General features: G+C 62.4%; 14 protein-coding genes. 4 read left to right on the top strand and 10 right to left on the bottom strand.

Features of this window, described 5'->3' with window-relative positions; translation table 11 throughout:
• Positions 1–39 precede the first annotated feature (39 nt).
• The gene (locus tag AC1DD5_RS18645) at positions 40–2,175 is read left to right on the top strand and encodes an amylo-alpha-1,6-glucosidase (protein WP_477514463.1); all 2,136 of its coding nucleotides are present in this window, start codon (positions 40–42) and stop codon (positions 2,173–2,175) included.
• Between the two features lie 32 nt (positions 2,176–2,207).
• Here the strand turns inward: AC1DD5_RS18645 and AC1DD5_RS18640 are convergent, their stop codons facing one another.
• From AC1DD5_RS18640 to AC1DD5_RS18620, 5 genes are all read right to left on the bottom strand, one after another.
• Positions 2,208–2,738, bottom strand: coding sequence for an N-acetyltransferase family protein (locus AC1DD5_RS18640; protein WP_477514462.1), 531 nt, complete (start codon positions 2,736–2,738; stop codon positions 2,208–2,210).
• A gap of 88 nt (positions 2,739–2,826) precedes the next feature.
• Positions 2,827–3,219: a universal stress protein gene (locus AC1DD5_RS18635; protein WP_442006904.1), complete on the bottom strand. Its 393-nt coding sequence runs from the start codon at positions 3,217–3,219 to the stop codon at positions 2,827–2,829.
• Positions 3,216–4,826, bottom strand: a complete 1,611-nt coding sequence (locus AC1DD5_RS18630) for a tripartite tricarboxylate transporter permease (protein ID WP_477514461.1) — start codon at positions 4,824–4,826, stop codon at positions 3,216–3,218. Before AC1DD5_RS18630 ends, AC1DD5_RS18635 begins: the two co-directional genes overlap by 4 nt.
• On the bottom strand, positions 4,826–5,329 hold the full coding sequence (locus tag AC1DD5_RS18625) for a tripartite tricarboxylate transporter TctB family protein (protein WP_216921747.1): 504 nt from the start codon (positions 5,327–5,329) through the stop codon (positions 4,826–4,828). The genes AC1DD5_RS18630 and AC1DD5_RS18625 overlap by 1 nt, the downstream gene beginning before the upstream one ends.
• Positions 5,326–6,336, bottom strand: coding sequence for a Bug family tripartite tricarboxylate transporter substrate binding protein (locus AC1DD5_RS18620; RefSeq protein WP_477514460.1), 1,011 nt, complete (start codon positions 6,334–6,336; stop codon positions 5,326–5,328). Before AC1DD5_RS18620 ends, AC1DD5_RS18625 begins: the two co-directional genes overlap by 4 nt.
• 286 nt (positions 6,337–6,622) lie before the next feature.
• Here AC1DD5_RS18620 and AC1DD5_RS18615 point away from each other — a divergent pair, with 286 nt between their 5' ends.
• The 3 genes from AC1DD5_RS18615 (at position 6,623) to AC1DD5_RS18605 (ending at position 9,392) form a co-directional block, all read left to right on the top strand.
• Positions 6,623–8,194, top strand: coding sequence for a sensor histidine kinase (locus AC1DD5_RS18615; protein ID WP_442017450.1), 1,572 nt, complete (start codon positions 6,623–6,625; stop codon positions 8,192–8,194).
• A 2-nt stretch (positions 8,195–8,196) separates the two neighbouring features.
• Entirely contained in the window at positions 8,197–8,865 is a 669-nt protein-coding gene (locus AC1DD5_RS18610) for a response regulator (protein WP_442017437.1), read from the top strand.
• 101 nt (positions 8,866–8,966) lie between these two features.
• Positions 8,967–9,392 (top strand): ChaB family protein, encoded by a 426-nt coding sequence (locus AC1DD5_RS18605; protein ID WP_442017449.1) that lies wholly within the window; start codon positions 8,967–8,969, stop codon positions 9,390–9,392.
• 85 nt (positions 9,393–9,477) lie between these two features.
• On the opposite strand, the gene AC1DD5_RS18600 is transcribed toward AC1DD5_RS18605, so the two are convergent.
• From AC1DD5_RS18600 to AC1DD5_RS18580, 5 genes are all read right to left on the bottom strand, one after another.
• Positions 9,478–9,651, bottom strand: coding sequence for a hypothetical protein (locus AC1DD5_RS18600; protein WP_442017436.1), 174 nt, complete (start codon positions 9,649–9,651; stop codon positions 9,478–9,480).
• On the bottom strand, positions 9,651–10,127 hold the full coding sequence (locus tag AC1DD5_RS18595; protein ID WP_442017435.1) for a heme-degrading domain-containing protein: 477 nt from the start codon (positions 10,125–10,127) through the stop codon (positions 9,651–9,653). Before AC1DD5_RS18595 ends, AC1DD5_RS18600 begins: the two co-directional genes overlap by 1 nt.
• Positions 10,124–11,158, bottom strand: coding sequence for a Gfo/Idh/MocA family protein (locus AC1DD5_RS18590; protein WP_442017434.1), 1,035 nt, complete (start codon positions 11,156–11,158; stop codon positions 10,124–10,126). Before AC1DD5_RS18590 ends, AC1DD5_RS18595 begins: the two co-directional genes overlap by 4 nt.
• 4 nt (positions 11,159–11,162) lie before the next feature.
• The gene (locus AC1DD5_RS18585; RefSeq protein ID WP_442017433.1) at positions 11,163–12,062 is read right to left on the bottom strand and encodes a TolB family protein; all 900 of its coding nucleotides are present in this window, start codon (positions 12,060–12,062) and stop codon (positions 11,163–11,165) included.
• Between the two features lie 30 nt (positions 12,063–12,092).
• Positions 12,093–13,085: sugar phosphate isomerase/epimerase family protein (locus tag AC1DD5_RS18580; RefSeq protein WP_477522391.1), on the bottom strand; the 993-nt coding region annotated here is incomplete at its 5' end.

The following is a 13,085-nucleotide window of genomic DNA, read 5'->3' as shown; positions in this document are numbered from 1 at the left end:
TGATAAGCAGGACATTTCCCGAGGAAGGCTTCGTGGGCCATGACTGCTTGGAACGCCGATACGGAGGCAGGCGCTTCCGAGCTGGGCGCCGTGACCATCGTCGAAGGTTCATCCTTCTGCATCTCAGCCCATTCCGGTGACATCCACGGCGGCGGCTCCCAAGGCACCTACTACCAGGACACCCGGATCGTGTCGCGTTGGATCCTCAGGATCAACGGTGCCCTTCGGGAACCATTGGTCACCACCAACCGAACCGCCTTTCAGGCCGAATATGTTGGCCGGGCCTGCTCCAGCGATGGCCGCTTCGACAGTCCGCTGGTGGTCCAGCATGAGCGGCACGTGGGCGCCGGCCTGCGGGATGATCTCACCATCAGGAACTACTCCGGCCAGCCGGCGCCGTGCGAAATCGAGTTGCTCATCGACGCCGACCTCGCAGACCTCTTCGACGTCAAGGGTGGCCGGGCAAGCAGGGCAGGAGCCGCCGAGAAGACTGCCCACAAGAAGGAGCTGCACATTGAGTCCGTCCACGCCAACGGGGAACGCCGTGGCGTGGTGTTCCGGGCTTCGGGAGCCAAAGCGAATCCGGAAGGATTAACGTTCCACATCACCATCCCTCCCCGCAGTCAATGGAGTACCAGCGTCATTGCCATTCCGTTGATCAACGGAAAACGACCCGATGACCCGTTCACGGAAACCACGGCGCTGCACCACACCATTGGGGTACGGCGGCACATGGCGTGGGCAGAGCACATTCCCCGGATCGCTGTCACGGACAGAAACGTTGAGGAAGTCCTGGAACGAAGCCAGAGCGATCTTGGTTCGTTGCGGATCTTCGACCACGAACACCCTGGGCGTGCTGCAGTCGCAGCAGGCGCACCCTGGTTCATGGCACTTTTTGGACGCGACTCTATCGTGGCGTCGTACATGTCACTCATGGTGGATCCCGGACTGGCAGCGGGCTCGTTGCAAACACTGGCCGGACTTCAGGGCAGCAAAGAGGACGTCGACTCCGAGGAAGAACCGGGCCGGATGCCCCACGAGGTGAGGCTGGGAGTCACCGCAGGACTCTCCTTGGGCGGAACCGCCTACTACGGGACGATCGATGCGACCCCTCTCTTCGTCATGCTGCTGGGGGAGCTGAGCCGATGGGGCTTGGGCGCGGACATCATCGAGTCCCTCCTTCCCCATGCCGATCGTGCTATCTCCTGGATGGAAAACTACGGTGACCGGGATGGCGACGGGTTCATCGAATACCAACGCCCCAACAGCCACGGCCTGATCAATCAAGGGTGGAAGGACTCCTGGGACGGCATCAACTTCGCCGGCGGCAAGATCGCTGAAACCCCCATTGCCCTGTGCGAGGTCCAGGCCTACGCCTACGGCGCCTACGTTGGGCGTTCGCTGCTGGCGCGCGCCGCGGGCGATACCGCCGTCGAGCGCCGTTGCGCCGACCGGGCCGAAGCGCTGAAGGATGCGTTCAACGAGGCTTTCTGGCTGCCGGACAAGGGCTATTTCGCCCTTGCCCTGGATAAGGACAAGAAACCCGTGGATTCCTGTACGTCCAACATGGGCCACTGTTTGTGGACGGGCATTGTGGACGAGGACAAGGCTGCACTTGTGGCGGAGCGGCTGATGTCGCCTGAGATGTTCACGGGCTGGGGGATCCGCACCCTGGGTTCGGACATGGGAGCTTACAACCCCGTCAGCTACCACAACGGCTCGGTCTGGCCGCACGATACGGCTCTCGTGGCGACTGGACTCATGCGGTACGGCTTCGTCAAGGAAGCCAGCCGGGTAGCGAGTGGATTGTTCGACGCCGCTGAGCACTTTGGCGGTCAGCTTCCGGAACTGTTCTGCGGCTTTGACCGCTCGGACTTCCCGGAGCCGGTGCCCTATCCGACGGCGTGTTCCCCGCAGGCGTGGGCGGCTGCGGCCCCGATTCAGCTGGCCCGCATCCTGCTGCGGTTTGACCCCGATTTCACCAGGAAAGTACTCCATCTGGCGCCCATCCTCCCGGACGCGTTCGGGGAGTTCAAAGCCGAAAACGTGCTGCTGGGGCGCTCGCGGGTCACCATCCAGGCTTCCGCGGGCAATGGCACCGTGACAGGATTGCCGGCCGGCTTGGAGTTGCACTCCGATCCCCGACCACCCTTGGCGGGGGACTTGTTCGGCTAGCTGGCCACGGCCTCAGGCCGAGCTGCCATTGGCTAGAGCGCGTGCTCCATGACGAAATCATGTTCCACGGTGTCGCCCAGTTTGAAGGACTTGGTGCCCACCCTCTGAAAACCACTCTTTTCGTAGAAACGGATGGCCTTGGCGTTTTCACTGTTAACGCCGAGCCAGAGTCCGGCCGCGCCCTTCTCCGCCGCGTCGGCGATGGAGGCCTTCATGAGGCGGGATGCGGCTCCTTGGCCGTGGTGGTCCGGGTGGACGTAGCACTTGCTGAGTTCCGTGGAGGGGAGCGCCGAGAGGACAGAAGCTACATCCGGGTCGCCTGCCGGCTTGGCAATCAGCATGGTGTACCCGTTGAGCTGGCCGTCGTCGTCGAGCACCAAAATGGTGATGTTCGGATCGGCGAGGTAATCCACAAAGTTCGCTTCGGCGAGCGTCTTCTCGAGATGGGCCTGTATGTCCGCCGGTGAGGCGCCCGGTGGGCACGCCAGCGGGAAGGTGACGGCCGCAAGCTCAGCCAGCTTCCCGGCGTCGTCCGCTGTTGCTGTTCGAATGGTCTCGGCCACGTGGCCCTCCTTGCAGTTTGTGAACGGCTAATGCCCCTAAGAACGAATCTTAAGGGCATTAGTTGTTCACAATCTCCCGGTTTTGCGTTTAGTCGGCTTTCACCGCGAGCACCGGGCAGTCCGCTTCCAACAGGATCCGTTGCGAGACGCTGCCCATGATGAGTTTGCCTACCGGGCTGCGGCGGCGGAGGCCAATCACAATCAGCTCCGCGTTGTGCTCGTCCGCCGCATCCAGTACCTCAGCAGCGGCATCGTGGCCGCGGACGGGCTGCTTGATGATGTGCTCGATGCCTTGCAGGGCAAGGCGCTCCTCGATGGTCTGGATCTCCGGTTCCTGCGCATACCTGTTGTCCACCAAGGCGTCGCCCTTGGAAGAATTGATCACCAGCAGGGTGTCGTTGCTTTTCTTGGCTTCGGCAATGGCTTGGGTCAATGCGGCTTCGCCCTCGGGCGTGGGGACGTAGCCCACCACGATGGTCATGGCTTCTCCTTGTTGTGGTGGATGTCGTGCTGGAGCGGGGTGGTGGTTTTGTCTGCTTGGATGGCGGCGTCCTCCGTCAGGAGTGCTTCACTGGGGTGCGCCGGGACCACGCTGGCTGGCACCGGACGGTTGCGGCGGACCAGCTTGAAGAGCAGCGGCCAGAGGATGACGATAGCCACGATGATGTAGACGACGACGGCGATTGGCTCGCTCCACAGCCCGGCGGGGTCACCGGCGAACAGCTGGAGAGTCCTGCGCAGCTGGCCTTCGATGCGCGGGCCGAGGATGACGCCCAGAATCAGGGGCAACACAGGTAGCCCGAAGCGCCGCATCATGAATCCCAAGGCTCCGAGCACCAGCAGGATCACCAGGTCGAACGCCTGCAGGTTCACCGAGTAGGCGCCCAACGTAGCGAAGAAAAGGATGCCGGCGTAGAGGTAGGGCCGCGGAAGCTGCAGCAGCTTTGCCCACAGGGGTGCAAGGGGCAGGTTGATGAGCAGGAGCAGCAGGTTGCCGATGAAGAGGCTCGCGATGAGCGCCCACACCAGGGGACCTTGGCTGGAGAACAGCTGCGGACCGGGCTGGATGCCGTAGGAGGTGAAAGCCGCGAGCATGACGGCGGCTGTGGCGTTGGTGGGCAGGCCGAGGGCAAGCATTGGGGTCAGGGTCCCGGCGGCTGCAGCGTTATTGGCCGCCTCCGGGCCCGCGACGCCTTCGATGGCTCCCTTGCCGAATTCCTCCGGATATTTGGTCAGCCGTTTCTCGGTGACATAGGAGAGGAAGGTGGGGATCTCGGCACCACCGGCGGGGAGTGCACCAAACGGGAAGCCGAACGCCGTGCCACGCAACCAGGGTTTCCAGGAGCGGGCCCAGTCCTTCTTGCCCATCCAAGGCCGTCCGACGGGAATGATGTGAAGCGGTGAACGCCGCAAGTGCGCGGCAACCCACAGTGCTTCACCCACGGCGAAGATGGCCACTGCCACCACCACGATGTCCAGGCCGTCGGCCAGCATCGGCTGACCGAATGTCAGGCGGCGCTGTCCCGTAACGGAGTCAATGCCCACCAAACCGATGGCCAAGCCCAGTCCCAAGGAGGCAAAGCCCCTGAGCCGGGATGAACCCAGGACTGCGGTGACGGCCAGCAAAGCGAGGATCATGATGGCGAAGTAACTCGGTGCGCCCAGGCTCACGGCGAACTGAACCACCAACGGTGCAAGACCTGCCAGCAGGGCCGTACCGATGGTACCGGCAATAAAGGAACCAATGGCCGCAGTCGCCAGCGCTTGGGCTGCCCGGCCGGCTTTAGCCATCTTGTTGCCCTCGATGGCCGTCACAACAGACGACGATTCGCCGGGTGTGTTCAGCAGGATGGAAGTTGTTGAGCCGCCATACATGCCGCCGTAGTAGATGCCGGCGAACATAATAAAGGCGCTGGTGGGCTCAAGAGCGGCCGTAACAGGAAGCAGCAGCGCCACAGTCATGGCCGGGCCGAGCCCTGGCAGAACACCAACGGCCGTACCCAGGAGCACGCCGATCATGGCGTACAAGAGGTTCATGGGGGTGAGGGCGGTTGCGAAACCGTCCATCAAAGAGGACCAGACGTCCATCAGAGGATTCCTTCCAGGAGTCCGGCCGGCAACGCAATGCCAAGGCCGAGGTAGAAGCCGTAGAAGGTGGCCAGGGATAGTGCAACGGAGATGATCCCGTCACGGACGTAGTGCCGGCTGCCAAGTGCCAGCACGCTGCCCCAGAACAGGACAGTGCCGGAGATGACCCAGCCGGCCCAGTCGATGAGCAGGATGTTGAGGATGAATGCTCCTGCAAGAGGAAGCACGGTCTTCCAATCGGCGGGGTGCGCGAGGTCAATGTCCTCGCCGCCTTCCACCTCACCCTTGCCACCGCGGAGAACGTTGATGGCCAGCAGAATTGCGCAGACCACCAGGAGCCCGGCAACAACGAAGGGAACCGCCTTGGGCCCTACCGGGTCCGACTTCGAATATGGGGTCACCAGGCCGTTGGCGTCGAGGAAGACAAGGACGCCTACCGCGCCGAGCAGGAGGGCTACCCCCAGCTCGGCGCGGCCTTTGAGGCCTGTTGCCAGAGTGCTCACGCCAAGCCAAGCTTGGTGAGCACGTCCGCCACCCGCTTGTCCTGGTCCGTCAGGAACTTCTGGAACTCGTCACCGGTGATGAAGGCGTCGGTCCAGCTGTGGGTCTTGAGAGCTTCTTTCCAGCCAGCGGATTCGTGCATCTTCTCCAGTGCGGCAATCAGGGACTTCTTGTCGTCCTCGCTGATGCCCGGAGGGGCCACCATGCCACGCCAGTTGGTGAAGACCAGATCGATCTTGGACTCCTTCAGCGTGGGAGCGTCAACACCTTCAAGACGCTTCTCGCCACTGGTGGCCAGGACGCGTACTTCACCGGACTTGATCTGCTGAAGGTACTCGCCGGCACCGGAAGCAGCGAAGCCAAGCTTGTTGCCCAGGATGGCTGGAAGGAGATCTCCACCGCCGTCATAAGCGACGTAGTTGACCTTCGTGGCGTCAATGCCAACTGCGCCTGCCAACTGCATGGGCAAGAGGTGGTCGGGACCACCAGGCGAGGAACCGCCACCCACGGAGATCGAACCTGGATCTGCCTTCCAAGCCTTCACGAGGTCATCGATGGTCTTGTATGGGGAGTCCTTGCTGACCATGATGGCGCCGGGCTCTTCAATGAGCCGTGCCAGCGGGGTGGTCTGGGTCAGCTTCGACTCGGACTTGTTGGTGTAACTGGCACCCACAACACCCAGACCCATGAGCATGGTGAGGTCCCCGTTGCCCTTTTCGTTGACGACGCGGGCGAGACCCACCGTGCCGCCTGCACCTGCAAGGTTGAACACCTCCGTGTTGTTGGCGATCTTCTCGTCGTCGAGCACCTTGGCGGCTGCCCGTGCGGTGGTGTCGTAACCGCCGCCGGGAGTATTGGGAACCATGATCTGGAGTCCGGTGACGGGTCCGGCTGCAGCGCCGGAGCTGGCAGAACCAGTGGAGCTCTTACCTGTGGCGCCGCAACCGGTGGCCATCAGGGCGATGCCGGCAGCGACGGCGGCGACTCGCAATGCGCGGATCTGGCGCATGGTGTTCCTCTTCTCATCATCGAAAAATTCAGTGCGGGGCGATCAGCGTTGTGCCCCCGTGAATTGATGCTAGGTGCCGGCGTGACGGTCATCACTCTTGTGTTCGCAGTGATCTTTAAGTTCATTGCGTTCACGCCTTTGCCTTCGCATAGGGCCTGGCCCCGCTGGTGCTCAGCGTGCTTAGGGTATAGTTCCGATACGCCAAGGCGGACTGCTTTTGAAGCTGTTAACGGCCCTTGCATAGTGGAATCATCAAAGGATCCAAACAGTGACTCGACGAAGAGGAATGTCCTTGGCAGGGCAGTACCTTGTGCTGCAGTTGTTGATCGTCCTGGCGGTCCTGGTCGCTGTTGTAGCCATCTCCCTGGCCCAATCTGCTGCTGCTTTTGAACGCACTGAAGGACGCCGGGCATTGTCCGCGGCAGAGGCCCTGGGCAACAACCCCACTGTGCGCGCCCTGTTGCCCACCGCCGAACCCCGCAACGGGTCATCCCTTCCCGCCGTGGCCGAGTCCATTCGCACTGTATCTGGATCTTCCCACGTGGCACTCGCAAAGCTGGATGGCACAGTAGTGACGTCCTCGGATCCCAGCCAGCTGGGCAAGCCGCTCCTGCTGGGCGACAGCAGGGTCAAGGAAGGCCGGGCCTGGACCGGAGTCCTTGCCGGCAACGAAGGGAAAGTTCTCTCAGCACATGTGCCGGTACTGGACGACTCCGGGACCATGATCGGCATCGCCTCCATCAGCAGGAACTATCCGTCCGCCCTTGAACGGCTGGAAGACGTGGTCCCCAACCTCCTCACCTACCTTGGCGTCGCGAGTGTCCTGGGCGTCGCCGGTTCCCTTCTGCTGTCCCGTCGCGTCAAACGGCAAACCCTCGGAATGGAGCCCCGGGAGATCACCGGGCTCGTGGAAAACCGTGAAGCGATGCTGCAAGGCCTCAAGGAAGGGGTGGTGGCGCTGGACCCGCACGAGCGGATTACAGTGGCAAATGAGAGCGCCCGTCAACTCCTCGGATTGCCCGCAGACTGTGTGGGCCGAAAACTTGGGTCTCTCCATGTGGACCACGCGCTGAAGGTGGGATTAACCCGGGAACAGTCAGACCCCGACCAACTGGTGCTCGTGGGGGACCGGCTGGTAGTCATGAACAGGGTGGCCCTGAAGTCCCATGGGCGCGACATCGGCTCCGTGACAACCCTGAGGGACCGGACCGAGTTGTCGTCCCTGGAGAGTGAACTCGGTGCCACGCGAACCGTGACCGACACCTTGCGTGCCCAAGCCCACGAATTCGCAAACCAACTCCACGTCATTTCCGGCCTGATCCAGATTGGCGAATATGATTCCGTGGTGCAGTTCGTCAACGGCGCCACCGTGGACCGGACCCGGCTCAACGATGAAGTGACCAGCCGTATCCAGGACCCGGCGCTCGCAGCCCTCTTGATAGCCAAAGCCAGTTTGGCCACCGAGCGCGGCGTGGAACTGCAACTCGACCCGCAGTCCGGGCTTCCGCGCGTCGATGATGAACTGTCCCGGGACCTCACCACTGTGGTGGGCAACTTGGTGGATAACGCGTTCGACGCCGTCACTGGGCTGGTTGGGGCGTCGGTGAGTGTGTTGGTGGTCAACTCAGCGGACGGTGTTTCAGTCACCGTCCGGGACAACGGACCAGGCGTGCCCTCCGACTCCGCAGAGGACATTTTCCGTCAGGGCTTTTCCACTAAGGAGCCGGGGCCCGGCGACGCCCGCGGCTTCGGCCTGGCGCTCTCACGGGTGATCTGCCGTCGGTCCGGTGGCGACCTGACGGTAACCAACGACCACGGGGCAGTTTTCACCGCACAATTCAATAAAGGGGCAGTGTAATCATGATCAAAGTCTTGATTGTGGATGACGACTTCATGGTGGCCAAGGTCCACGCCGGTTTCATCCAACGGACGCCCGGGTTCGGCGTCGTGGGGGTAGCGCACACTGGCGCGCAGGCCATCCTTGAGACGCAGCGGTTGCAGCCGGACCTTGTGCTGCTGGATATCCACCTCCCGGACGTCAACGGCCTGGACCTGATGCATCAGCTCCGGGACGTTGCCCCGGACCTTGACGTGTTGGTGATCAGCGCGGCCCGGGAAACCGAGACGGTGCGCAAAGCACTGCGCGGGGGTATTGTGCACTACCTGATCAAGCCGTTTTCGCAGTCTGATCTTCAGGAGCGATTGCAGCACTATTTGAATGCTTACCAAGGGCTGGACGCTACCAAGGACGTGGCCGAGCAATCGGATGTCAACCGGGTATTCGGGCTGGACTCTGCTCAACGTACGCTGCCCAAGGGATGCAGCGTGGAGACACTGGAACTCGTGGAGACCGCACTGAAATCGGCCCCCGGCGACGTCTCCGCCGCCGAAGTTGCCGAGCAATTGGGGACCTCCCGGGTGAGTGCCCGCCGTTACCTTGAGTACCTCCACGATGAAGGTGCGCTGGAAGTGAGGCTCAAATACGGCGTCGGGCGTCCTGAGAGAAGGTATGTGCTGAAGGGGCGGTGAGCCGCTTGTGACGGGGTGCCCGTCCGTCTTGCCCCAAGGGTCAATTGATAAACTGGGTGCACGTCCATGATCAGGCTTTCTGACAAAGGAGCGTGAGTATTATGCCTAAGACCGGCAAGAACGATCATGCCCGTAAAGACGAACTCCCATCGACGCTGCAGCGTTCTGAGCAGAAGGCCCAGGACACTTTCGCCAAGACCTACGACTCTGCTATGGAGACCTACGACAACGATGAGAGCCGGGCGGCCCGCACCGCCTTTGCCGCGGTGAAGCATAGCTACGAGAAGGTTGGCGACCATTGGGAGGCGAAGGAGGAACGCGGTCCTTCGGACCCGCACGCGGAAGAGGGCATTGGATCAACGAAACCAACCGCCGGGGGAGTGGACGCCAACGCCTCCAAGGAACATCTCTATCAGCGCGCCCAAGAGCTGGACATCAAGGGCCGTTCGAAAATGAGCAAGGATGAACTCGTCACGGCGCTGCAGAAAGCCAACGACTCCGCAACCCGGAAGGCGCGAGGGGGCTAGTCTCTGCACTCTTGGGCCGTGCAAATTTGGAGCGGCCAGGGATTTATTCATCTTATGGCGCTTTATTAGAACGCAATAAAGTCTCCTAAATCTTGTAAGACTTTCTCATAGGCAACTCGAATTCACGGCGAAGATCGTCGCCGCTGATGGTATTGCCGTCGGCGATGTCGCGCCGTGCCTGGGCAAGGTCTTCGCGAATGCCGGGCTGGGATAGCCAGTGGAGGGTTTCCTGCACGGACTCTGGATCATCGGCTGACATCACCCCGCCACCGTCTTCAGATAATTCCGGATCCCATCAACCACCATTTGGTGGTCCTCATCAGAGCTCAAGCCAGCCACAGTAACGGCACCAATAACACCCGCACCCCGCACCCGGATCGGGAACGAGCCACCAGCGAGGGTGTAATCCTCATGCGCAAGCCAGCCGCCTCCCAGGGGGCTGTGGGTGCGGGCGGAGAACTGCTCAGTTAACAAGGCGGTGCTGTGTTCAAAACGCAGCACCGAGGCAGACTTGCGGCGGATCCACTCCTCTTGGTCGGCCGTGGCTCCAGGCAGGACGCAGCGGAAGAGCACAAGGTTGTGCCGGCGGATGTCGATGGCAACGCCATAACCGGAAGCGATCGCGTGGTTGGCGATGAGCGAACCCAGGCGCCAAGCGTCGTGGTGGTCAAAGCTTGCGAAGACGAGTTCTTCCTCTTGCTGGCGGAGTTCCACAAGGCGGGCAGATTCAGTCATTTCGTTGCACCTTCTTCTGAAACAACAGCATCCGCCGCGTACGACAGCCCGATCTGGCGGCGGATTTCATCCATGGCCGCCATGATGGCCACGCTTTCGCTCGGCGGCAGGATGGTGCCAGCGGTCTCACCGGCGCGGATCAGGCGTTCCAGCTCGGCCGCCTGGTACTGCATTCCCCGGCTCTTCACGGGCTGCTCGAAACGCTCCACCACCTCGCCATCAACGCGGAAAACGGTGAAGGGCACTTGGTTGTACCAGGTGTGTTCGATGTCGATGTAGCCCTCTGTGCCAATCACCATGGCGCGGTTGGCGCTGGCGGCGTCGAGCTCACAGTCCACAATGGCCTGTTGCCCGTCGGCGTACTCGAAGATCGCCGCCGTTTGCCTGTCCACGCCCGTGGCCGACATGGAGGCGCTTGCCCGGATTACGGCAGGCGTACCAAGGATGTCGAAGGCAAAGGAGATCGGGTAGATGCCCAGGTCCAGCAACGCTCCACCGCCCAGGGCGGGATCGTTGAGCCGGTGGGCAGGGTCCTTGGGAAGGCTCTGGTTGTGGCTGGCAACCACCTTCCGGACCTCGCCGATGGTGCCTTCCTGGATGAGTGCGCGGATGCGCACCATGTGCGGGAGGAAGCGCGTCCACATGGCTTCCAGGGCCACAAGCCCTTTTGACTCGGCCAGATCCACGATCTCTTGGGCTTCGCGGGCGTTCATTGTGAAGGCCTTCTCCACCAGCACGTGCTTTCCGGCATTCAGGGCCAAGAGTGCGTTGGCATGATGGAAGGGGTGCGGCGTAGCGATGTAGACCACGTCAACCAGCGGGTCTGCCACCAAGTCCTCGTAGCTGTCGTGGGCGGTCATCACTCCATGCAGCTCAGCGAATGCTTTGCTGGACTCCAATGAGCGCGAGCCCACAGCCTGCACGGTAAAGCCGTTCTCTTTCAGGTCCTGCGTCTGGAGTCCGGCAATAAATCCTGTGCCGAGGATGCCCCAGCGGATTGTTCCGTCGGAGGTGCCATTGCTGAGGGTCACGTGCTTAGTCCTTCGTCGAGTCAGAAAGCGGGTAGGCCACATACGCAAAACGCCGGGAGTCCGGCGACCAGCTGTTGACGTTGAGGCTACCTTGGCCACCGAAAAGTGGCCATGTATGCAGCGGCGTGGCCCAGTCGTCTGTAGAAACAAGCACGACGGCGACCCGCAGGTCCGCGGGGTGTCCTGCGGTTCCGCTGGGGAACCGAATGTAGCTGGCGTACCTGCCATCGGGGGAGAGATGCGGGAACCAGTCGACTGTTTCGGATTCGAGGAGCCGTTCGAGGCCAGTGCCGTCCACGCGAACCCGGGCGAGCTGGGCGTGACCCTGTGTGGTCGAAAAGGACTCCGTGTTCAGGTAAAGCCATTCCCCATCGGGCGAGTATTCCGGCCCGTCGCAGTGGCCTGGGCCCACATCAAAGCGGCCGACATCCACGCTGGCGCTGGCGCCGCCGTCGGACGCTATGGTCATCAGGCGACCTGGCTGCGTGAAGTCTCCCGCTTCGATCCCCACATACGCCAGCTCCTTGCCGTCCGGGCTGACGCCGTGGAGGAAATGGAAGGAGCCGTCGTCGTCGGTGATGCGCGTGACCGGTCCGCCGCTCAGTAAAGCACGGTAGATGTGGCCGTCGTTCGCGGAGACGAAGATGCCCTGGCCGTCAGGTGCCAGGACGTGGTCGTTGTTCAGGTCCGGGACCCCAGTGAGGGAGATAGGTTCCAGAGAGCCTGCGTCGAGATCGAAACGCCATAGCTTGCCATCCCCGTTGAGGATGAGTGAGCTTCCCTCCAGGGTCCAGTTGGGCGCTTCGAGAAGAAGGTCATCGGTGGTGTAGAGCAGTGCCGACTCCCCACTGACCGACGCGATCCACACCTCGCAGCGCTGGCCGGATTGAAGGGTGCGGATCACGTCGGTCCTTTCCTGGTCCTTGCTGCTGAACTAGTCCTTGCTGCTGAAGGCGGCGTCGAAGCTGGTTTGGGAGGCGGGGAAGTCGTATTTCTTCAGGGCGGCGAGGGCTTCGGGGGCGCCGTGGAGGCGATCCATTCCGGCGTCTTCCCATTCGATGCTGATGGGGCCGTTGTAGCCGATCGCGGCCAGTGCCCGGAAGGAGGATTCCCAGGGCACGTCGCCTCGTCCGGCGGAGACGAAGTCCCAGCCGCGGCGCGGGTCGCCCCAGGGCAGGTGGGAACCCAGGACGGTGTTGCGGCCGGTGGGGCGGAGCTTGGTGTCCTTGCAGTCCACGTGGTAGATCCGGTCCTTGAAGTCCCAGATGAAAGACACGGGGTCGATGCCTTGCCACATGAAGTGGGAGGGGTCCCAGTTCAGGCCGAACGCGGGCCGGTGGCCGATCGCTTCGAGGGTCCGCACGGTGGTCCAGTAGTCGTAGGCGATCTCGGAGGGGTGGACTTCGTGGGCGAAGCGGACCCCGCATTCGTCGAAGACGTCCAGGATGGGGTTCCACCGGTCGGCGAAGTCCTGGTAGCCAGCGTCGATGACTTTTTCGGGGACGGGCGGGAACATGGCGACGTACTGCCAGATGGAGGAGCCGGTGAACCCCACCACGGTGTCGACCCCCAATGCGCGGGCGAGCCGGGCGGTGTGTTTCATTTCTTCGGCGGCGCGTTGACGGACGCCTTCGGGCTCCCCGTCACCCCAGACTTTGGACCCGACGATTGCTTCGTGGCGGAAGTCGATGGGGTCATCGCACACGGCCTGGCCTTTGAGGTGGTTGGAGATGGCCCAGACCTTCAGGTTGTACTTTTCAAGGACGGCGAGTTTGGATTCGACGTAGCCGGGTTCGTCCCAGCGCCAGGCGTCCAGGTGGTCTCCGGAGACGGCGATTTCCAGGCCGTCGTAGCCCCAGCCCGAGGCGAGGCGCGCGACTTCCTCGAAGGGGAGGTCGGCCCACTGGCCGGTGAACAGGGTGTACGG

The organism is Paenarthrobacter sp. 10L420 (assembly GCF_056395385.1).
This window is presented reverse-complemented; position numbering and strand designations above follow the sequence as displayed.